This window comes from cf. Phormidesmis sp. LEGE 11477 (assembly GCF_015207105.1).
In the GTDB taxonomy this organism is placed as follows: domain Bacteria; phylum Cyanobacteriota; class Cyanobacteriia; order Phormidesmidales; family Phormidesmidaceae; genus Phormidesmis.
Genome location: NZ_JADEXO010000019.1, coordinates 45,112 through 67,073, shown reverse-complemented (window position 1 = coordinate 67,073; position 21,962 = coordinate 45,112). Strand labels below are relative to the sequence as shown.

Here is a 21,962-nt window from a genome sequence, read left to right as displayed (position 1 = left end):
GCCTCATGAGCACTTGCTCAATGCGAGTGTAGAGTTCCATAATTGATTTGGTTGAGTGTGGTAATTCAACCAGTCTCGAACATTCCTTGCCTTTTCGGTACTGGAATGTTCGGCACTCTACGCGATCGCTTTGCCGATTCCTGAAAAGATTCTACTTAGAGAAAAACTTCGCACTGTCCAGAAAATAAGTCTTCCACAGCATTCACTACTTTTTTCTACAGTCTCTTAACAGCACAGCTCCTGCTATCAAAGAGAAAAGTATTCAGCTAGCCTACGGATGCGTCCGACGCTAGCTATATGTCTTCATTGACTTCATCTAGGGAAATGATGTCTAGAGGCGGATCAATTTCTGAAAGAGGTTCAATTTCTAGTAGGGATTCGATTTCTAAGGGTGGCTCAATCCCGAGAGGTGGCTCAGATTCTAGAGACGGCTCAACCTCTAAAGGTGGCTCAATCCCTAAAGGCAGCTCCGTTTCTAGAGGAGTGCCAGTTTCCAGAGAAAGGCCAGTTTCTAAAGGCGGCTCAATCCGCAAATCTAAAGGTGGCTCAATGCCTAAAGGAGCTTCCACCTCTAAAGGCGGCTCGATCTCTACGGGGAATTCAACTTCTGAGTACGGCTCAGTCCCTAAAGCTGGCTCAATCCCTACAGTCGCGTTATTTTCTACTGAGCTAGCCTGGTCAGGCGTAACGTCGATTTGCTGATGGGCACAAAGAACAGGCACATCAAGAATGAGTAGGGTGTGGCGATCGCCTTCCATCCCATAGCTACCGATATAAGACACTCCTTGCAGCGCTCCGAGTAGTCTTTTTTCCGGTGGCACAGGATTAAGCGAACGATCAGAAATTTCTATCAAGTCGGGGGGCTCATGTACCGCAATTCCCCAAAGGCTTTCGTCCGCATCGCGCAATACTATCAAAAACGGTGGATTTTGAGCAAAAGCAGTTTCAGCAAACTCGTTTAGGTAGGGGTCTTGCTGGCTCCGGTTGTCGCTACTCCTATCGTCTGTATCCCCGCGATCAAAAGCTTTGAGGCTAAGCAGCTCTGGCAAATTCAATATTTGAATACTGTACTGCGCTAGCTGAACTAGACCCATGCTAACCATTCCGCCTTGGCTTGGCGGTGGGGTAGCAACCACCCTCAAAATATCTTCACTAGGTAGAGCAAACGAATAGTCTGCTAGCTTAAACGCAATGTACTTATGAAGCCGATCAGGATTGCGATCGGCAGTTGAAGATAGCAGCCTGTCAGGGGCTATCTGGTTCAAAGAAGTCATGAGGATTCTCCTACGGCAGTGCTCGGCGAATTTCTGGGGGATATCGGATCTTTAGAGACTTGATCTTTGAATACGTGAGTCTTGATGACTTCGGCTACAGTTTGTAGGAGCTGAGGAGCCAAGTAAGGTTTGGTTAAATAAGCAGTCGCGCCGAGTGCTTCGGTAAGCTGTTGGTGCTTAGCACCTTTGCGAGATGTCAGCATGATGGTGGGAATAGCGGCAATAGCTGGCTGCTGCTGACGAGCCTTTAGAAACTCAAATCCATTCATGCCGGGCATTTCGATGTCGCATAAAATCGCAGCGACATTAGGATGCCGATTGAGCTGCTGAAGTGCCTCCGCACCGTCTCTAGCCTGAATCACCCGATACTGAGACTTCTGTAGCGCTTCGGTCAGAGTGTTGCGAACTGTAATCGAATCATCTACCGTCAAGATTAACTTTCCGGGAAGAGTAAGCTCGTTCTTTGCAGATTTTGCCCGAGCGGACTTTTTATCTGAATGGTTACTAATACCCTCTTTGTCTTTATTCTCGAACTTGCGCTTAGCGCCGATATTAGCGTCGGCTTCTGAGCCGTTGACGAAGTAGCGATCAATAACAGCTTTAGCAAGCGTTACGCCATCAAGGACCAGCGTTGGCTGGCCATCTGGCAATATGCTGCTGCCATACACATAGTCTGGTGGCAGGATCGTCTTTTCTAGAGCGGTAATGACCAGCTCTTGCTCCCCCAATAGCTGACCGACCTCTAGGCCAACTAGCGTATCTTTATGCCGCAGCAAGATAATGGGCGCGGCGGACATATCCTTAATAGTTTTGCCTGTCTCCCTTGTTTCTATGTTGCTTTCTAGGAGGCGATGTCTAGACATAGGCGTCTTGTAGTGCAGCACATCAGCGAGCGGATAAATAGGAATTAGCTGTTCCTCTTTGCCGATTTGCCAAATCAGTGTTTTGCCACCTTTTCGGACTCGCATCTGCTTGGCGCTAGGAACGAGAATATGTTCGACAGCATCGACGATTAGCGCATAGATTTGCTCTTTTGCCTGGCAAAGCAAAAGCTTGGCAATGGTCAAACTCGATGGGATATGAAGGCTGAAACAGGAACCTGAGCCAGGTTCATTGTCGATAGTGATCCAGCCCTGAAGCGATCGCACCTGAGCCTGCACCGCATCTAGACCGACACCACGACCTGAGAGATCGTCCACTTCACTTGCGGTAGAAAATCCCGCCTCGAACAGCAGGTCCGTTGTTTGCTCTGGTGTCAGTGTAGCTGCGGCTTCTGCAGTAATAATTTGAGTATCTATAGCCTTCTGTCGAATCTTTTCAAGGTTCAGCCCTTGTCCGTCATCTCTAACATTTATCACTAGATGGCGACCCTCTTGTAAGGCTTCTATAGTGATATTACCAGTAGCAGGTTTGTTGTTTTGGACCCTGTGCTCTGCAGGTTCAATGCCGTGATCGAAGGCGTTACGAAACAGGTGTAGCAGAGGATCATAGAGCTTATCAGCAATTACTTTATCGACGAGTACGTTGCTGCCAACAATGCTCAAATCAACTTGTTTTTTATACTGTCCTTTTAATCGCTCTAACGCCAAAGGAAAGCGCTGGAAAATCTTGCCTAAAGGCAGCATTCTAGTTCCTATTAGAACCTCGCGAGCGCCAGCTAGCAACCGTTTTTGCTTAGCCAGTTCCTGCCCCGATCGAGAGACAAAAAGTTCAATAGCCTCAACCAGCTCGGACTGTTGAAGCGTTTCTTCTAAAAACGATTGAGAAAGTAGCTGTATATCGCTGTATTGATCCAATTCTAAAGAGTCAAATTGAGCAGCATAGCTATCTAATGACTGGCTATTGTCCTGAGCTAGGGATTGACTCAAGGATTGACTTAGGAATTGGGCTGTGGGCTGGCCCAGAGACTGATTTGGGTGCTGGCCCAGAGATTCGCCCAGAGGTTGGTTCTGAAACTGATTAACGGGCTGATTCAGACGGTCTTGCTGGCCAGAAATTCGGTCGAAGAGTGTTTTGATCAGAGTCGTTAGCTGATCGTTGTACAGTGCCTGTCGGTTGTGATGAGTGAGTAGTTCACCCATAGATTGATTGAGCTGATCGAGATCTTTGATCGTCGTACGAATGGTTGCATTTTGGGTCTGGCTACCGGTCGTACGAGATGCTGTAGTCGTCTCTGCCGCAGCTGATCTTGGCGGTTCTTCGGACGATCGCGCCGATGAAAGCTGTTCGTGCTCATCTTCCACTGAATCTACGACATCTATACTCTTTGCTAACTCAGCTATATTTTCTAATTCATTGTCGCCAAGTTTATAATCCCCAGTCTCTACCTTGTCATCTTTGATAGCATGCTCAATAGAGAGATCTTCGATAGAGAAATTAGGGAGCGCTGCTATATCATCTTTGACAGCCTCCTCAATAGAGAGAGCCGGAAGCGCTGCTGTATTCTTAGCGGCTGTCGTTGAAACTTGGCTAGGAACTGGGCTAGACGTTTGTTTAGAAGCTTTGGGCGTTGGAGCTGTAGCAGACGAAGCCTGATCGAAGAGCGTTCTTCTCACGGTCTGGGTAAGGGCTGCCCACACTCTATGAAATAAGTTTGGATTGCTTTGTGGGGTTTTGTTCTTAGCTTTGCTGACTGTCTGACTGCTTGTCGACTGCCTATTTGCTGACTGTCTGCCTGTGGAAGAACGCGATCGCGACTTAGCATCACTTTTGACCTGCCCGTAGAACTGTTGCAAAGCGGCTGAAGGTTTACCGCCTTGTTCGCGATCACCTGCAAGTACAGCGCTTTTGGCCGCTTGGTAATTGGCTAAAGCTACAGGTGCAATCTCCAATACTCGATCGGGACTTTTCTCTAGGGCGCGTAGTGTAGCGGTAGCAATATCACCAAATCCAGGCAAATTCAAAGATTCTGAAAGACCTAGAAACACTTCGGCCTGAGTCTCTAAAAGTTCTGACAGCTCATCTGCATCCGGCTCTTCTAGTGCTTCTTCTAACGTTTGTATCCGCTGCGCTACCCCCACTTCAAAGATAGACTGGGTCATATCGAACCCAAGCTCGCTTGAAGTTGGCAAATGGCCTCCCTGGCCAAAGCGATCGCCCAGCATATTTTGCAATCTAGTCACGACCGCTGCCATCCGATCGAGGATGTCAGCCTCATCAACTTGAGCACCTGCTAGCTGCGCCGACATCAACAGTTTCAAACAGTCGTGGCCCTGAAAGATCAAACCCTCCATCTCACTACTGATGACTGTGTCTTGATAGCACAGCGCTTTGAAAACGTCTTCTAGAGAGTGAGTTGTCTTCTTAATAGCATCGAGCCCAACGCTGGCCGAAGCGCCCTTGAGCGTATGGGCAGCGCGCATCAGATTATGAACTTTTTGAACGCTGAATTCTTCTCCAATATTTTGCAGCTCATCATCTATTGTTTCTAGAAGTTCAGCGGCTTCCTGCAAAAAGTACTGATAGGTTTGGTCAGAAACCGAGATATCTGTAGTCATGAGATGGCCTAAATCTAGAGAGCTGGCAGTTGAAGTGAGTGAAAAGTGAGAGACAAAGAAAGAGTCGACTGGAATTAAAAGAAATCATCCATCAACCCCGCTAGAAATTGCTCATTCCTAACGGGGTTGGTCGGCGTCTTATTCAACTTTGAACTTACCGGCACTAGACTGCAACGCAGCGGCTGTCTCTAGCACTTGTTGAATAGATTGAGCCAAATCGTTGGAGCTTTCAGACGTTTGGTCGGCAATCTCTGTAGCTGCGCTCATGGTTTTGGTAACGAGTTTGAATTCATCAGCCTGCTTGTGAGTTGTTTGAGTAATCTCGGCGATTAGCTGACTGATTTGACTAGTCGCTTCAACAATAGCGGTGAGGTTCTGGCGGGCATCAGTCACCATATCGGTACCTTGAGCAACCTGCTGAATGCCGGTCTCCATCGCTGTAGAAACTTCTGCAGTGCCCACTTGAATCTCTTGAACAAATTGTTCGATCTCAGTGGCGGCTGCAGCTGACTGACGAGCGAGCGATCGCACCTCATCTGCCACTACCACAAACCCTCGGCCATACTCTCCGGCGCGGGTGGCTTCGATAGAAGCATTCAGCGCTAGAAGCTGGGTTTGCGTTGTGAAATTACTAATCAGATTGACAATTTTAGAGACTTTCTGAGAAGATTCACTGAGTCGCTTGATTCGCTGGCTGGTTTCGGCCACCGTTGAGCGGATAGCCATAATGCCATCTACAGTGCGGTTCATAGCGGCGTCGCCCTGATGCACAATTTGGTTGGTTTGCTGAGTTGCCGCCTCTACCTGCTGGGCATCTTGAGCCACCGCTTCGGTAGAATCCATCATTTGCTGAACCCGATCCAATGCCTGACTTAGCGATTTTGCCTGCTGCTGTGCCTGCTGCTTTACAGCATCGGCAGAGGTTTCGCTTTGCTTAGAGGTCTCACTGACCTTGTTGGCTGCCGCTTGTACCTGCAAGACAATTTTTTGTAGGCTTTGCAGCGTACTGTTATAGGCACTTGCAACCGTGCCTACCTGAGTTTCTGTCACCTGAGCCCGTACGGTGAGATCGCCTTGCAATGCCGGGCCAACTGCTTGCAATAGCTGGATAACCTGCTGCTGAAGCTGCTCTTTAGATGCCTTCTCTCGCTCGGCAGTTTCAGTGAGTTTGGCAGTCTGTGCTTGAACCTGGCTGAGATAGTCAGCCTGCTGCAGCGCGACGTTAAGTTGGGCACCGATACGATGGGCAAACTGTACGTCTATCTCTTTCCACTCGCGCGGTCCTTGGCACTGGTGAATAGCAAACAGGCCCCAGAGCACATCGCCTTTGAGCAGCGGTACAACCAGGCTAGCTCTTACTTGCAGCTCAGCTAGCAGTTCCATCAGGCAGTCAGGCAAATCGAGGGTCTGTACGTCATTAACCACCCAGTAGCGGCCCTTTTGATAGTTCTCTGCCTGATCTTCTGCAAAACAATGATCCTGTATTTTGGTGGCCATGGCAGAGCGCACGCCAGCAGCGATATCTTCAACTACAAACTCACCCACAAGGTAGTTTGTTTCTGGGTCGAACTGATATAGGCCAACTCGGTCCGCTCCAAGCATTTCTCGAATGTCTCTAGCCGTCGCTTTGAGCACTTTTGGCAGATCGGTGACTTGGCGGAGCCGCTCAGAAATTTTACTCAGTAGCTGTTCTCTTTGGGTGGTTTGGTTTAGCTGTTCAAGATAATCAACCTGCTGCATTGCAATTCCCAGCTGCAAGCCAACCTGTTTGAGTCCATTGATCTCGCTTTCTGCCCAAGAGCGAGGTTCACCTTCTTGATAAACACTGATCAAGCCCCATAGCTGACCTTCTTTGAAAACAGGTGAGGTCATATAAGCATGGATCTCATTGGCTTCGAGCAGGTCAATCTCTAGCGGCGAATGATTTGCCGCGTAGATGTTGTTGACAACTAGATCCTCTTGGTTACGATACGGTCCGCCTTGGCTTTCTTGTAGATCGGTTTTAGGCCAAATTGCCGATAGCGTTTGCCCGAATCCACTATTCTCTGCATCACTCGAACCCGACGGATAGAGCAAATCATGGCTCCAGTCGGCATTGAAGCGATAGATTGCGATGCGATCGCATTTGAGCAGTCGTCGCAGTCCTTTGTGTGCAGTTTTAAAAATCTGCTCGGTGTCATTGGCCTGTAGAATCTGAGGCACTAGTTCGGCCACCGAACGTCCCATCTGAGCCGTTTTGGTCATCTCAGCCGACTGTGCCTGTAGCTGAGCAATGTAGTCGGCCCCTTTCAAGCTGGCCTCCATTTGACGGCTAATCTCTTGCAAAACCTTGACATCGCTTTCTAGCCAGTGCCGAGAGCCGCTATGTTGAAAAGTGCTTAACAAACCCCAAAGCTTGCCCTCCTGCCTAATCGCCACGATTAAAAAGGATCTAACTTTGAAATATTCTAGGGTTTGAATATGACACTCACTTAGACCGGCGGTATAGATATCGTCAGCGAGGAAAGGCTGTTCGGTGTTTTGGAATCTTCCCCCCTGATGCTTTTGCACATAGGTATCTTCCCAGGCACTGCCTACTAAGTTCGGCCATCCACCTGAATGGGACTCGTAGATAAAATCGCCGAAGTAATCTGGGCGGAACTTGTAAATGCAAGCATGTTCTACGTTTAAAAGCTGACGAACTTCTTCTACAGCCGTTTGATAGATTTTTTCGGTGTAGGCGGTGTTGCTAATTTTGTTGATAATCTCTGGCAACGCCTCTTGGTTTTCAGCAGCTCTATCCATTTCTGATAGCAGCTCTGACTGATGCAAGCTAACACTGACCAGATCGCCCACTTGAGACAATAACCGGATGTCATTATCTTCCCAGTAGCGAGCGCCACCGTGCTGGTAGGCACCTAGCAATCCCCAGAGCTTTTGACCTTGGTAGATCGCGACAATTGCACAAGCCTGTATGCCAAAATCCGTGAGATTTTCCATATGACACGGCGTTAGACTCGAATCTTGTTCGACGTGATGTACGACAAAAGGCTTGCTTTGGCGAAAGATTCCACCCTCCTGGCTTTGTAAGTGGCTATCTTCTAAAACTACATCCAGCATCGGTTCTACTTCTCCAGTCTTCGACTCAAAAATGAACTGAAGGCTGTAGTCTTGGCGAAACTGGCAGATAGCAACGCGGTCCACACTCAAGAACTTTCTAAGGTCTCTAGTAGTGCTCTTGAAAATGGCTTCTCGATCTGAGGTCTGCCGAATTTTGTTACTTAATGTGGTCAGAAGCTGCCGTTCAGATTGGAAGCTCAGAGGCAAAAGATTGACCTGCAGCTCACTTGCAACCAAATACAAAAAGCTAATCTCGTTCTCGTTCCATTGTCTAGTCCCGCTGCACTGCTGGACAACGAGTAGACCCCATAGCTGATCTTCTAAAAAGATAGGTAGACTCAGACTAGCTTTTGTCTGAAACTGATTAAACAGCTGCATTTGGTAGGGTGTAACGGTCTCTTCAGAGGTATCGTTGATCGCTACTGATGGCCGCTGTTTGTAGCTCTTGGCGTCGCTCATGCCAAAGGCGATCGCAGGCAAAGACTTACCTAGCATTGGGCTGTAGTCGGGGTTTTGAGATTCAGCGATGACGGTGCCTTCGGTCTCTGATCGAAACTGGTAGATTAGCGCCCTTTCTACCTGAAAACGCTTACGAAGTTCAGTGACAGCAATTTGATAGAGATTTTCAATATTGGTCGCCTGTGCCATGCGGTTAGCGACTGAGAAGGCTCGCTTTCCTGCTTTTTTGGTCAGAGGCTGAGTAGAACGCGACGATAGGTCAACGGCAGGTTGCTCTAAAGCGGATTCTACATCGGGGGTAGTATCAATCTCTTCTTGTTCTCCAGCTTCGATATCTTCTGATAGCAGAACGATATCTACGGCTCCCTCATTATCAGATTCGTAAAAAACAGATTCGTGAAAAGAATTGTCATCAAGTGGGGAGTCAACGTTTCCAATCTCAGAAGAACCGTTGCGAGAAGAGTTTGCTGTGGTCATGATTAGTCTCTATTAGAATTGATTAGAAAATTTAGGAGAAGATTTGGAGTTAGAAAATCCGGGAGGCGATCGCGTATTCAGAGGCGCGATCGCAGCTAAAAGCTTTTGAGATCACGGCGTTGTAAGTGTGGTGGGCCGTGAGTTGCCCTACTATCAGGTAAGCTGAGGGCCTAAAAGCGTATTCGAGTAAAGCCAGAGCTTTAGATCGAAGCTGCGTAGGTCGAAGCTGCATAGATTCAGAGCTACACAGATCAAAGCTGCTTATGATAAGCATGTAGCTGTTGAGCATTCAAAATAGAAGAGACCTTCAACACGAGAGCATCTTGCTGTGGCAGGTGCCCTAAAACAAAAGGGTCTATTCCAGGGGAACAAAGCCCAGCTTTCTTGATGACCTTTTCCTCATCGAACAGATCGATATCGCTGACCTGTTCTACGACTAACCCTAATGTTTGATTGTTATCTTGAACCACAATTACGTTCAGCGTCTCGATCAGCTGAGATTCTTGGTAGGGTGAATCGTAGCCAGCTAGATGATTGAGGTCAACGATCCAAAGCGTTTCCCCTTTCCACACACACACGCCCATAATGCAGCCAGCTATATCGGGAATAGGCAAAATATCACCAGAAGGGAGCTGCATCACTTCTAGAACTTGGGAAAGAGGCAGTAAAGCCTGCTGGCCCGAAGAGAGCACAAACTTCAAAAACCGCTTCCGGTTATCTTTGGGTAAAGGCGATAGTCCGAGAGGATCTTGAAGTGCGATCGCAGGATTCAGAGATTGGAGCCTATTGTCGTCTTCAGTTAATAGCATGATGCAACCTTCCGTTAGCTACTTTTAAGAGATGAGTTGTTCAACTGTTTTAGTTAGCAGTTGCTGATCGACAGGCTTAGTCAAATAGGCATCTGCACCTAACATAGAGCCCCACAGCTTATCGGCGTCTGTGTCTTTAGTAGAACAAATCACAATTGGGATCTTTCGAGTGTTTTCGTTTGTTTTGAGGTCGCGACAGAATTCAAATCCGCTCTGGCCTGGCAAAACAACGTCTAGAAAAACAACGTCTAGAGACATCTGTTGAATAATGTCAAGCGCCTCTTCGCAGCTTTGCGCTGTCTCTACAGTCATTCCAGCCTTCTGTAGATAGGAGGTCAAAAGATTTCGATCAGTAAGGCTATCTTCTACGATTAGAGCAGTTGTCATGGTTTTTTAAACTCGCGAATAATGTGAATTATCTTTGGTTAAGAACGAAGCTTAGCCATCAGGCTACATGCGAAGTAAGTTGAAAAGTTGGGAGAACTACGGCTCTAGCTAAGGGCTATTCAGCCATAGCATCGGGCAGTTCTCTACTATCTTGTCCCGTTAGGCAGATACTTTTGAAACACCTTTAAAATCCTTTCTTCTTGGATAGGTTTACCCATAAAGCCAGAAGCACCCACTAGTTTTGCGCGAACCCGATCGGCAATACCATCGTTGCTAGTCACAATAACCACCGGTATCTCCTTGAATGCGGTAATTCGTCGAATCTGAGCACACACTTCATATCCATTAGCAATCGGCATGACCAAATCTAAAAAAATAAGCTTAGGTTTTAGTTCAATTAGCATAGGCAGCGCTTGAAGTGGATCTTGAATGTTGACGTACTCATAACCTAGCTTTTCTACAATAGAAGACATCGCCCTGCTGTCTGCGGGGCTATCGTCGATATAAACAACTCTAGGCAATCTTTTGTTGCCTGCCTTCTTGGTTCTCTTTGACTTACTGGATTTAGCTTCACCAGATTTTCTTACCCCACTGTTGGACTGAGAAGCGTTTGATGATTGAGGCTGCTTTTTTGCATCTAGCGACTGTTTGGGCTGCTCTTTATAGAGCAAGCTGGCCTGAAGTTCTGGGCTAGGGCGCTTTTCGGTTGGCAGTGCTCCAGCTGACGAGTCTACAGCCGCTGGTCTTTTGTTAGTCGATTCTTTCTTTAGCAACTCTTGGCTCGTTAGTCCTGTCTCTAACGTCCCTTTTGCTAATGATTCTCCTACCACAAATCCTTTATTAAGCGACCTCTCGGCAACGAGCTTTTCATTCGGCCTATCTTCAGAATTGGAAGCTTCAGTAGCTGATTCTACATTAGGCTGTCTCGCAGCTAGCACCGCTTCCCTCTGGATTTGACCCTCAGGGATTGTATCCTTCTCACTATTACCAGCATCCGCAGCTTGATGAACCTCCATCATTTCTGGATGAAAGCCATGATGAGCCTTGTTTACAATATCAGAGATTTCAGTGAAGACCAACAGACGCCTAGAAACATAGGGGTAGATGGATTTGGCAATTGGAATGATAGGCTGTTTAAACTTGATAGACAAATCTCTGATCGTGTTTTCTCCATTCGCAAAACTGTTTAGGGTTTGGAATGTCTGTAGGGGCGTTTGCGCTTTAAGTTCTTCAGGCTGTTTGATAGCAGGAGCCCAATTAGGAGAGAGTTTAGCTAGACCCGCCTCCTTCCATTTTTGCCAGTCTTGCTGCGCTCTTTCCCACGAATCAAGCTGTTCAAGCATAACAAGAGGCATACTAGCAGCTTCTTTCTGCTGTGTTTCGATCAGCAACTCGCCAGCTTTCTCGTACTGTAGCGTCCCTGCTTGCAGAATATCAAACAGGACTTCTGTCACACAACCTTCGACAACCTTAGAAAACTGCTCTCGCGGAAATTGCTTTAGCTTAACTAGGCGAGAGAGCGCTGAGTAATTCCAATACTCATAGTAAAGGCTTACTGGCTCATTAATTTGCTCAGCAAGTACAGGGCTATGAACGGTCAAATGCCTTTTCCAGCTTCGAAGAGGATGCTGGCTCGACTGTGCCCAGATGATTCGACCTAGCAAGAAATAGACGTACCACGGTCTGTTTTTTGATCCGGTGATCTTGAGAAATCCGGTAAACTGCTGCTCGTAGCAATAACGTATTTTATCCGTCAGCCTTCTGGCAACTATGTTCTCTTGGATCGTTTCTATTGGGGTCATATTTTGTGCCAGAAGTGACATCCAATGTCTTTCAGCTTAAATTCTTGAAGTCTCTAAAGATTATTCCCAAACCACTATCCCTACGAGCCAACGCAAGCAGTCTTTTCCTGACAACCTCACATCACACAATCGTAGTCAAGGAGTATAACCAAGATTCTTTAATTTCCATCTAAAATTCTTTGATGTTATTCCCGAATCGCTACTTTTAAAAACCAAATTTTTCTAAAAAATATATATCAAAAAATATAAGTGTTGACAGCGGACAAACACCTAACTTATCAAATGCGAGTATAAATACTTGAGAGATTCAACATATCAGAGCAACAACCCTGCTCTACCATAATTCTGTAAATAGGAATACTGGATTATATCTTACGAATAGATTTGTTCTAGGTAATTTCCGCCTCTAGCGCCACCGTACCGAAATCATTTGTTTTCGAGATCGTCGACGGTGGAGGGTACCAATGTGTTGAGAATAGAAGAGGTTCAGTCGGGTATGCTGAAGTCAGCCGTTTAATAAAGGGTTTTATAGAGGAAGGGATTTTGTAGAAAGTCAGCAGAATCCCAAGTAGCTCGGTAACTCTAAAGCCTACTGATAAGTCTCCATATTTCATTTTCACAAGCCGTTAGCCTACAAGGCTAGATTAGTTTCTTGAGTCAGCACCACCTGCTCGCTTTATTGAGCTGATAGCTCCATCGTCCATACAGACTCATGAATCGACTTTCGCCTATCTACCTAACAGAGACTGCCCATGAACACGCCTGCCCATCCTCAAGCGCAGCGATCCCTAGCTGCTATAGTGATCACAGATGCGGTGGGATTCAGCAAGCGAATGTCACAGGATGAAGATACCGCATTGATCATGATCAATCGAGATCTCAAGGTCATCAAGCAACTGTGCAATTCCTTTGAGGGTAAGATTCTAAAAACAACTGGAGACGGTGTGTTGATGTATTTCATCAGCGCAGTTAAGGCTGTCTCTTGTGCAATGGAGATCCAAAGGCAGTTTGCAACCTTCGCAAAAAATGGCCGGGCTGACGAGCATTTCACCCACCGCATCGGTGTTCATTTAGGCGATATCTTCTTCAATCAAGAAGACATGATGGGCACTGGCGTTAACATTGCGGCTAGGCTTGAGTCGGAGGCAAAACCTGGCGCGATCTGTATGTCTCAAGTGGTGTATGAAGTCGTAAAGTATAGACTGAAGCTAGATGCCATTTACGCCGGAGAACTATCTCTCAAAAATATAGAACAATGCGTTGCGGCCTATCATGTGTGGCCACCCGGTGTGCAACCTCAAAAAAACGCAGCCCAGTTCAGCGAAGCTATCTTTCCACTTGTCACACCACTGAACACAGTATTAAAAGCGCTCTCTGCTCATCTAGAAAGCCACCGGATCAAAAAATTACTCTATGCAGTACATCACGATAGGTGGGAAGACAATGCCAAGATTTTAGAAGGTCTTTCGCTCAAACTACTGTTGGAATCGTTAACTGATCGAAATGCAGACTTAGCCGAGTGCCAAGATACTCTGAACGACACTATCAACAGCTCAGGTGAAGCCGAAGACTATAGCTTAATTGTCAAGGTTATTGTCGAAAGTCTGAAGGATTTCTACGGAGAAGATAGCCATACCGAAACGAAAGCAGGTAGCCCTTCTCTTTTGGAAAGCAATCCTTCCCTCGTAGGGATCGCCTTTAAGCGGCAGCAGCCTGATGATATGGCGGCGCTGTATAAGAGCGTTGCTGATAAGATAGAGACCTTTGAAGAGCATATCTGCATCAAGCAAATTCTCTATTACGTGTGCTGCAATCAGTGGGAGAGCCTAACTGAGCGTATTAGAGCAATACCTACAGTTTCTTTAGTTCAAGAGCTTCGGCAGAAAGTAACAAGCTTTCAGATGTTGAAAAGTCAGCTGCATAAGGTGCTCTTGTCTTCGGAAAGAGAAGAGATATATACATCTGCTGTGGACAAGATTCTACAGGAAGGCCATGTCTTATACCACGAGACAAAAGATGAGACGTTTATCAGCGCCGATATACACAGCATACGAGATGATGCTGAAGAAACGAACGGCAAACTCATACGTCAGCCTAACGTACCACCGAATTCAGCTCCTATTATTCCAGGGCTAGCTATAAATACTTAAACGCAGTACTTTAGGTAGCGGTACTTTAGTTAATTGTGTGGGCTAGCTTAGCAGACCATATGAAAGCGTAATGGCATGAAAGTGAGTAGCGTCATTTGGTCCCTATCTTCGTGGCCAAGACCTTTCCTATCTGCGTTCCTACACATCTGTAGCCATAGCATTAACTGTATAGTCAGCCTGTTTGCGACGGTTTGCTCTAGTCGGTTTGCTCTAGACATTCAGACTGTAGCTGTATCAGGCAAAGATAGATAGAAAGCTAGGTAAGAGCGAGCTATTGGTTTAGGTCGGAGCGGGCAAAGTCTGGCGTAATTGTAAGCACTGAAGGCTGAGGTAGTGAATCGCTCGTACGGTCTTTAATCACACTTCCAAGCAGCGCTTCGTAGGCACTGATTGCCTGGTCGAAAGAATAGTTTTCAATGGCAAACTGTCTGGTGCGCTGGCCAAATGCTATAGCTGCTTTGGGATTGTCATAAAGCGTTTGAATTGCGCTTGCTAGCGCCGTAGGGCATTCGGGCTTTGTCACCATACCGCCTTGGCTGCGAGCGATCGCTTCAGCCGCAGCGCTATGAGCTGGAACAGAAGCAATGATTGGCCGACCGCTGGCCATAATCACCTGAATTTTTGACGGCATATTGAAGCCAACTACATTTTGCTTTTGCATTACCAGCGACACATCCGCCGCTGCTAGCATCTCTGGCAGGTTCTCCCGGCTAACAAATGGCAGCAGCAATAGATTCTGAACGCCTAGATCATTACGAAGCTGATCTAGCTCGCTGAGCTGACTTTTCTCTCCAACAATAACAAACTGCACGTCAGCATTAGACTGCATCTGCGCTGCCGCTCGAATGATGGTACGCACACCCTGTGTACGCGCAATATTACCCGCATATAAAACAACAAACTTACCGCCTAGGCCGTAGGCCAAACGAAAGGCATTGTCCTCTTTAGACATGGGCACGATGAAGTCGACATCTACCCAGTTTGAAATGCACTCTATTTTCTGAGCGGGCACCGCCTTTTCAACCAGATTTCGGGTAAAAGATGGGCTGATAACACCAATTTTTGTAGCGTTAGCGTAGGCAAATTTTTCTAGTTTTTCAAAGACTTTGATTGCTAGCGGATTAGTCAACAGCCCAGTTTGAATTGCAGCTTCGGGCAAAATATCTTGCAAACTTAAAACGCTAGGGCAGCGATGAAACGCTTTGGCAACGGCAACTGGCAAACAGGCCGTCAAGGAAGGGCTAGTTGAGAGAATCACGTCGGGTCGCCAGCCACTGATTGCTTTGACAACGCTAAGCGCTGCAAAGCTGCTTTCTAACAGCGCCCGACAAAGCAAACCGGGCTGAGGACGAATGGCCACAAAGCAGCGTTCAATTTCGACGCCGTTGCGGTATTCGCTTTTGTAAAGCTTGCCTTTGTAACCAGGATAGATCTTGCGCTCTGGATAGTTTGGCATCGCGGTTACCACCCGCACTTGATGCCCTCGCTTGACTAGCCCTTCGGCAAGCTCTGTCATAAGAGGGGCGATGCCGATCGGCTCTGGGTAGTAGTTATAAGAATAGACAAGAATACGCATATCAGTAAATTTTGAGACAAGCAGCGCTTGCGGTGAGACAACGTATCAAGAGAGAACGCATCAGGAGAGAACGCATCAGGAGAGAACGCATCAGTTAGAGCAGTAGCTGGCAGAAGAAAGTCGCGGTAACTCGAAGGAGTGGCCCTGCGATCGCACCACTGCAATCGCACTAATTGCATCGATAGACTAAAAGATTCACCGCAAGATAGAGGCAGGCTCCTAAGTACACATCAGGTAGTATTTGCTACACCCCCTGCATTTATCAGTTCCCAAAATCATCGACGAAAGCACATATCTATGTCTCAGACACCTCCTAAAAACCCGGCTCAGTGGAACCCGGAGCGATTCTTTCAAACCCTGAATTACTTTGGCGAAATCCCTTTTTTGGGAAGTTTCCGCTGGCTACAGCAGTGGTTGGGACAGGCCAAGAACTTTCCCGGCGAATCACCCGATGCCAGTACTAAGAAAGTGGCTATAGTCGGCGATTTGCCAGCCGAGGAACTTAGCTCGCTGCGTCAACGTTTGCCTGTAGGCACGCGAATAAAAATATTCCCAAAAAAGAGGCTGCAGGCAGCAGCAGGTAATACCGAGGAAAGCGAGCAGCTAATAGCACAGCTCATGAGAGCAGATGTGGCAGTAGCAGGTAGCGGAGCTGCTCAAATCTCGGCGTTACTTATGCGATTGGAAGAAGAGAGAGGAGGTCAGGTTGTGGAACCCGTGTTTGATTTTTCTGAGCCAGGCTGCGATCTGTCGGCATGGGGAGCGCTAGATGATGTGGTGATGGGGGGCGTCAGCCAGGGTCAGATATCTTTGGTCAACAGAAATCAGCTAGACCAGCAAGCAGTCTTTGCGGGTGTCGTCTCAACCGACAATTCAGGTGGGTTTTCGTCGGTAAGAACGCAGAACTTTGAGCCGCCTTTCAACTTTTCTGGTTGGATGGGTCTACGGCTAGAGGTGAAAGGAGATGGCCATCGCTACAAATTTATTTTGCGAAACAATGCTGGCTGGGATAGTCCGGCCTATATCTATGGGTTTGATACCGTAGCTGATGAATGGATTAGTGTGGACGTGCCTTTTGCAGAGCTAGTACCGACTTTTCGAGCGCGATCGGTTCCTGATGCGTCTCCTTACGAGTCGGCTAAGACTGTTTCGTTTCAGCTCATGCTTAGCAAGTTTGAATATGACAAGCGGCTTAACCCTCGTTTTACAGCGGGACCTTTTAAGCTAGCTATCAAGCGGATAGGTCTATATCGGGTTCAGCAAGATGAAGCTATTCTCCAGGCATGATGCTTGCTCAAAACGAAGACCCAAAACAAAGATCCAAAACGAAGATCCAAAACGAAGAAAGGAGCAACAGAACTAGTCGTCCGTTACTCCTTTCGCTTTTAGCTATTGTATTTAGCGTATAAATCAATAGGTTGGGCGCGGCTCTCTGCTGCCCTGTACCTGCTGTTTGGCCCGATTAGCGCTCTTTTTTAGGGCTTCGAGTCTGCGAATAAAGCGATCGCGCTGCTTTTTCTTTGGGGTCTGCTCAATCAGTGTCTTCAACGCGCTGCCCAAACTTTTGTAAGCGTTCGGCAACGTGTAGCCAAACCTAGTCGCAATCGAGATGGCTTTTTCATCGGCTGCGATCGCCTCCTGCAAAGTCCGTTGACCGTTGTTGCGTTTGTACAGCCGCCATCCAGACACCCCGCACAGGCCCAAAGCCAGCAGCAGTAACAGGCCATCTTGGACCCATAGCTCACCAACCGCGCCGCCTAGACCAATCGCTAGCGCCGCCATCTCCCAGCCATCACGCGGGATAGTATCGCTCTGCACGCGGGCAACTTCGTGCCAAAACAGCAGATTGCGCTGATCGATAGCAAGCTGTTCCCACTTGGTCAAATCGATCTGAATTTCTACCTGGTCACGTCCGAGTTCTTCGCAGGTAATCATCGGCGGGGCCACGTCGGTAGCGGGTTCTACCGTAACCCAGCTTTGCAGCTCAGGCGGTAGCAAACTCCTCAAACGACGCAATTCACCAATGTCTGCACGAGGCGAACTGTAGCTTGCGTAGGAGGTCATAGGTTTTCGGAGGTATTCAGCACTTAATGATATTCGGCACTTAGTATTCGATACTTAGATATTGGTTATAGCACGCTTGCGCCCCCCGCATCTTTGGGGTAAAACCGTCCCTTCTATATCTTTACGGTTTTCTCTGCCATATCATGAGTTTCTTCATCAGCCAGGCCGCCGGGTAGGTTTGAGCTAGATTTAAGCGATTTGAAGCTAGCTACTAGAGGCAATTAGCTAAGCCGAAGAATTGCCTGGTCGATGAGGTAACAACCTGCTTCTACCGAATCTATTCGGCAGAGGCGATCGCGCAGCTCTGCGGCCCCCGGAAAATCTTTGGCATACCAGGCCATATGCTTTCTAGCCTGGCGAATGCCTCGAATTCCCTTGTATTCCCACAGCATAGTTAGGTGCTCTTTAGCGCAAGTCAGCCGTTCTATCACACTAGGCACAGGTTTGATTTCGCCCGTCTTAATAAAGTGGTCAATCTCGCCCACTAAAAAAGGATAGCCCAGCGTACCGCGAGAACACATAATGCCATCCGCCTGAGTCTCGATCAGACAGCGCAGCGCCGACTCCACGGAGAATATATCGCCGTTGGCAATCACCGGAATTGTCAGGGCCGCCTTGACCCTAGCAATCCAGTCCCAGCGGGCACTGCCGGTATAGCCTTGAGCGCGGGTACGACCGTGCAGTGTCAGCATCTGAGCACCCGCAGATTCCATGCGGCGAGCAAAATCTACAGCATTGATGTCTTCATCTGACCAGCCGATTCGAGTCTTAACCGTCACCGGGACATCAACCGCTTCGCAGACGGCCTCGACAATACGAACCGCCGTATCCGGGTCACGCAGTAAGGAAGAGCCGCCACCGTTCTTAGTAATCTTGTTGACGGGGCAGCCCATATTGATATCGATAGTATCTGCCCCCTGGTCAACGGCCTTGCGGGCAGCGGCAGCAAGGAAATCGGGACGACGATCAAATAGCTGAATGCTGATAGGCCGCTCGTCTAGGTCAATATCCATCAGGATAGGCAGACGCTGAAGGTGGTGCAGCTCGGCGGCACTGACCATCTCCGTATACATCATCGACTGGGGTGCATAGCGACGGACTAGGCGGCGAAAAACCTTATCAGTGACGCCAGATAGGGGCGATTGCAAAACGCGACTACGAACGACAACATCACCGATTTGCAAAGGCGATCGCAGCCGCAGGCTCAGCTCACTAGGTAGCACTAGCGGACTTGACTCTAAGGCTAGCGACGATGACTGCAAAGGCAAATCGGTTGAAGGTAGGACAGTATTCATACGGAGGTTAGTAGTCTAGAGTCTTATTTTATAGCGGTTGAGAAATGTATGAAGCAAAGGGCGATCGCTATAGGAGATTTATAGAGGATCTAGTAGCAGCGGCGTGATGACAGTAAATGGAATAGGTGAATGGAGTTTGTGAATCTGTCGACTAGCGGGGTATTAGATGGCGCGTTAGTCGGTGAAGGGGCGGCGCTACTGGCGGCGTTTCTGTGGGCGATGGCATCGCTGATGTTTGGTCGTATGGGCCGGCAGCTATCGCCTTTGGTGCTGAATTTGGTGAAGGGTGCTTTTGCCCTAGCTCTGCTGCTATTGACGATATTGATTCAGCTCGGCGGTGAGCCGGTTCCCAGTTTGCCCTGGGTTTCTGTGGTCTTGCTAGGACTCAGCGGCGGATTAGGAATTGGGCTAGGCGATATGGCTTACTTTTCGGCTATTAATGCGCTGGGGGCCAGAAAGGCGCTGCTGTTAGAGACGCTTGCACCGCCGATGAGTACTGTCTTAGCCTGGATTTTTCTATCGGAGCGTCTACCTTTGAATGCGATCGCAGGCATCCTCATCACCCTTTTAGGAATCGCCTGGGTAATTAGTGAGCGAGTACCCGGCGATCCGGTTCCGGCTACCAGAGCAGGGCTACAGATTTCACTCTTGGCAACGGCCTGTCAGGCGATAGGTGCGGTTCTCTCTAGAGCAGCGCTGGCTGAAACAACAGTATCCCCTCTATGGAGCAGCTTGATTCGATTAGGAGCCGGACTGATCTTTATGGTTGGACTAGTCGCCATTAGACCGCAGTATTTAGAAGCGAAATCGACCGGAATTCAACAGGCGGCGAAGACCACAAGAGAAAGGTGGCAATCTGTTGCGATCGCGCTGAAGTCGCCTCGACTGTTGGGTGGCGTTGCGATCGCGTCCTTCTTTGCCACCTATTTAGGTATTTGGCTTCAGCAAATCGCACTTAAATACACAGCAGCCGGCATTGCTCAGGCACTTTTAGCAACTAGCCCACTCTTCGTATTACCTGTAGCGGCCTTGCTAGGTGAGAAGATTAGTCGCCGCGCCATTCTAGGCGTTGCTGTCGCACTCAGCGGCGTGTGGTTGTTGCTATATAAATGACTATCCTTTAGCTCTAGGTATCTCGCATTGCGGTCTAGTTCCGAAATTCTTTGTCCGCTGTCGTTGCGGTGGAACGCTCTGAGAATTGTCACATCCTAAAGACTGTTTTTGTTGAGTAGAGGCTAGCTCGGGCGATATCTCTATTGGATATATGATTTGCCACCGTCCAGTAGTAGGGTCTCGATAGCTTTCAAACGGGTTCGGTGTCAGGGGCTTAAAACAACGCTGTGGCACAATAGTCTTCCTTTTGCGTGCGTCCTGCGAAGATTGCTATCTTCACCATTCGACTTCCAAGACTCGCTAACACTGCTAAGAGAATTATGCAAGGAAAGCCTAAGAGCCAGAAATCCTAGAGACAGCTTGTGATATCTAGAGCAGACATAGTAATAGCTGAATTAGGACAGAAGCTGTTACCTAAATGTTCGAACAGCAGCAGCTAGTACTTATCTACAGCTCATGACGTCTAAAGTCCGTACAAGTCTTTGCAGTTTCTGGCTATCTCGCCTACTAAATGAAATATTTTTATGACTTTTGTTAAACAATCAGTGCTTTTATCTTCTTTTTGAAGTGGTCACTCTTTTAGTAGCAAGTAATACAGAGCACCTGTGTGATTGATCAGGCCAGCCACTTCTCCAGCGTCTGCACCCGTGCCCACAAATAAATCTACGCGGCCAGCGCCTTTGATCGCCCCTCCCGTGTCTTGATCTAGTACGAATCGGCTGGTCGTTGGACTTTCTTCTACTGAGCTTTCTTCTACTGAGCTTTCTTCTACCGGGCTTTCCGTAAGGTCTGCTTCGGTTTGCGTATCGTTGACTTGAGGTAGAGGCAAGCTAATTAAAGCTAGAGCGCCTGGCGGCATCACAGTCTTATCGGTGGCGATAGAGCGCCCTGCTGTTACCGGATAGCCAAGACTGCCCGTTGCTGGAGCGCCATTGGTTGCTCTAAAGAAAACGAAGCGATTGTTGCGGGGGATATAGCGATCGAGTGCCTCAGGATTACGCTCAAAGTAAGCCATTAAAACCGGTAGCGTTAGCTCGTCTTCTGGAATAATCCCATCCTCAATTAGCGCGCGGCCAATACTGGTATAAGGGTAATTCGTGCGGCCATCGTAGCCGATTGAGTAGGTACTGCCGTCTGTCATTTCTAGTCTGGCCGACCCTTGAACCTGGACTAAAAATGCCTCTAGGCGAGTAGGCAACCAGGCCAGCTCTAAACCCTTGAGGGGTCCTTGCTGAGCCTGCAATCCGTCGATGCCTTCTAGCTCTGCGCGGGTAGGGTGAGGTTCAGACCACTGATCTAACGTGAGCGGGCGGCTGTAGAGGGGATAGCGGTAGGTTTCGTCCGGCGTCAGACTGGCGCGGTAGGTCGGTTCAAAATAGCCTGTAAAAGCGACGCTGCCAGCTTCGTCTTGACCAATCGACTGATAGAAGTCAAATTCTGTAGCTACGGCTTGCTGTAGTTCTGCAACAGAGTCACTGTCGACCACTAGGTCACGAAAGCGCTGAAGACTGCGGCGCACGCGATCATGGGTAATACCGGGAACGGCGTATTCGCGGTAGTCATCGATAGCGCTGGGGGTACGCAGGTAGGCCAGACTGTGGTCAACGGCAGCTAACAGCGCGGCGCGACCTGTTTCAAATAGAGCGGTATCTCGGGCAATTAGTTCAACTGCTTGCTGTTTTTCTTGGCCCTGTAGTAGCCTTAACGGCAATAAACTCTCTAAGACGGCTGGTTCTAAGGTCTCTTCTTCGGTGCTTTTCTGGTCTAAACTTTTGTCGGATGCTTTTTGTTCTGAGCCTCTTTGTTCTGAGCCTTTTTCTAGAGAATAGTCTGCGCGACTAATACTGCTAGTGAGCATGAGTGCGATCGCCACAACAACCGCTTTCAAAAAGACTCTTGCAGAAGTTCTCAAACCAAATACCCAAAACTTATTTATGAATTTTATGCACACATATTGCCT

General features: G+C 48.1%; 13 protein-coding genes. 3 read left to right on the top strand and 10 right to left on the bottom strand.

Annotated elements, in window-relative coordinates:
* Nucleotides 1–293 precede the first annotated feature (293 nt).
* The 6 genes from IQ256_RS08290 to IQ256_RS29515 all read right to left on the bottom strand — a co-directional run bounded on the left by IQ256_RS08290 (nt 294) and on the right by IQ256_RS29515 (nt 11,804).
* A complete protein-coding gene (locus IQ256_RS08290; protein ID WP_193855066.1) occupies nt 294–1,274 on the bottom strand; it encodes a chemotaxis protein CheW in 981 nt (326 codons plus the stop codon).
* A complete protein-coding gene (locus IQ256_RS08285; protein ID WP_193855065.1) occupies nt 1,271–4,771 on the bottom strand; it encodes a response regulator in 3,501 nt (1,166 codons plus the stop codon). The genes IQ256_RS08290 and IQ256_RS08285 overlap by 4 nt, the downstream gene beginning before the upstream one ends.
* Nucleotides 4,772–4,909: 138 nt before the next feature.
* The gene (locus tag IQ256_RS08280; protein WP_193855064.1) at nt 4,910–8,806 is read right to left on the bottom strand and encodes a GAF domain-containing protein; all 3,897 of its coding nucleotides are present in this window, start codon (nt 8,804–8,806) and stop codon (nt 4,910–4,912) included.
* A 251-nt stretch (nt 8,807–9,057) separates the two neighbouring features.
* Nucleotides 9,058–9,615, bottom strand: a complete 558-nt coding sequence (locus IQ256_RS08275) for a chemotaxis protein CheW (RefSeq protein ID WP_193855063.1) — start codon at nt 9,613–9,615, stop codon at nt 9,058–9,060.
* 24 nt (nt 9,616–9,639) lie between these two features.
* Nucleotides 9,640–10,002, bottom strand: a complete 363-nt coding sequence (locus tag IQ256_RS08270; RefSeq protein ID WP_193855062.1) for a response regulator transcription factor — start codon at nt 10,000–10,002, stop codon at nt 9,640–9,642.
* Between the two features lie 146 nt (nt 10,003–10,148).
* A complete protein-coding gene (locus IQ256_RS29515; RefSeq protein WP_228024684.1) occupies nt 10,149–11,804 on the bottom strand; it encodes a response regulator in 1,656 nt (551 codons plus the stop codon).
* Between the two features lie 752 nt (nt 11,805–12,556).
* Here IQ256_RS29515 and IQ256_RS08260 point away from each other — a divergent pair.
* Nucleotides 12,557–13,954, top strand: coding sequence for an adenylate/guanylate cyclase domain-containing protein (locus tag IQ256_RS08260; RefSeq protein WP_193855061.1), 1,398 nt, complete (start codon nt 12,557–12,559; stop codon nt 13,952–13,954).
* 271 nt (nt 13,955–14,225) lie between these two features.
* On the opposite strand, the gene IQ256_RS08255 is transcribed toward IQ256_RS08260, so the two are convergent.
* Complete coding sequence (locus IQ256_RS08255; RefSeq protein ID WP_193855060.1) at nt 14,226–15,530, bottom strand: glycosyltransferase family 4 protein; 1,305 nt, start codon at nt 15,528–15,530, stop codon at nt 14,226–14,228.
* Nucleotides 15,531–15,827: 297 nt separating this feature from the next.
* On the opposite strand from IQ256_RS08255, the gene IQ256_RS08250 reads away from it, so the two are divergent.
* On the top strand, nt 15,828–16,817 hold the full coding sequence (locus tag IQ256_RS08250; RefSeq protein ID WP_228024683.1) for a CIA30 family protein: 990 nt from the start codon (nt 15,828–15,830) through the stop codon (nt 16,815–16,817).
* A gap of 123 nt (nt 16,818–16,940) precedes the next feature.
* On the opposite strand, the gene IQ256_RS08245 is transcribed toward IQ256_RS08250, so the two are convergent.
* The gene (locus tag IQ256_RS08245; protein WP_370623379.1) at nt 16,941–17,555 is read right to left on the bottom strand and encodes a DUF3318 domain-containing protein; all 615 of its coding nucleotides are present in this window, start codon (nt 17,553–17,555) and stop codon (nt 16,941–16,943) included.
* A 260-nt stretch (nt 17,556–17,815) separates the two neighbouring features.
* Nucleotides 17,816–18,889, bottom strand: coding sequence for a tRNA dihydrouridine synthase DusB (gene dusB / locus IQ256_RS08240; RefSeq protein ID WP_228024682.1), 1,074 nt, complete (start codon nt 18,887–18,889; stop codon nt 17,816–17,818).
* A gap of 129 nt (nt 18,890–19,018) precedes the next feature.
* Here dusB and IQ256_RS08235 point away from each other — a divergent pair, with 129 nt between their 5' ends.
* Nucleotides 19,019–20,002, top strand: a complete 984-nt coding sequence (locus IQ256_RS08235) for a DMT family transporter (RefSeq protein ID WP_193855058.1) — start codon at nt 19,019–19,021, stop codon at nt 20,000–20,002.
* Between the two features lie 571 nt (nt 20,003–20,573).
* Here IQ256_RS08235 and IQ256_RS08230 read toward each other — a convergent pair.
* On the bottom strand, nt 20,574–21,890 hold the full coding sequence (locus tag IQ256_RS08230) for a murein transglycosylase A (RefSeq protein ID WP_228024681.1): 1,317 nt from the start codon (nt 21,888–21,890) through the stop codon (nt 20,574–20,576).
* Nucleotides 21,891–21,962: the final 72 nt, after the last annotated feature.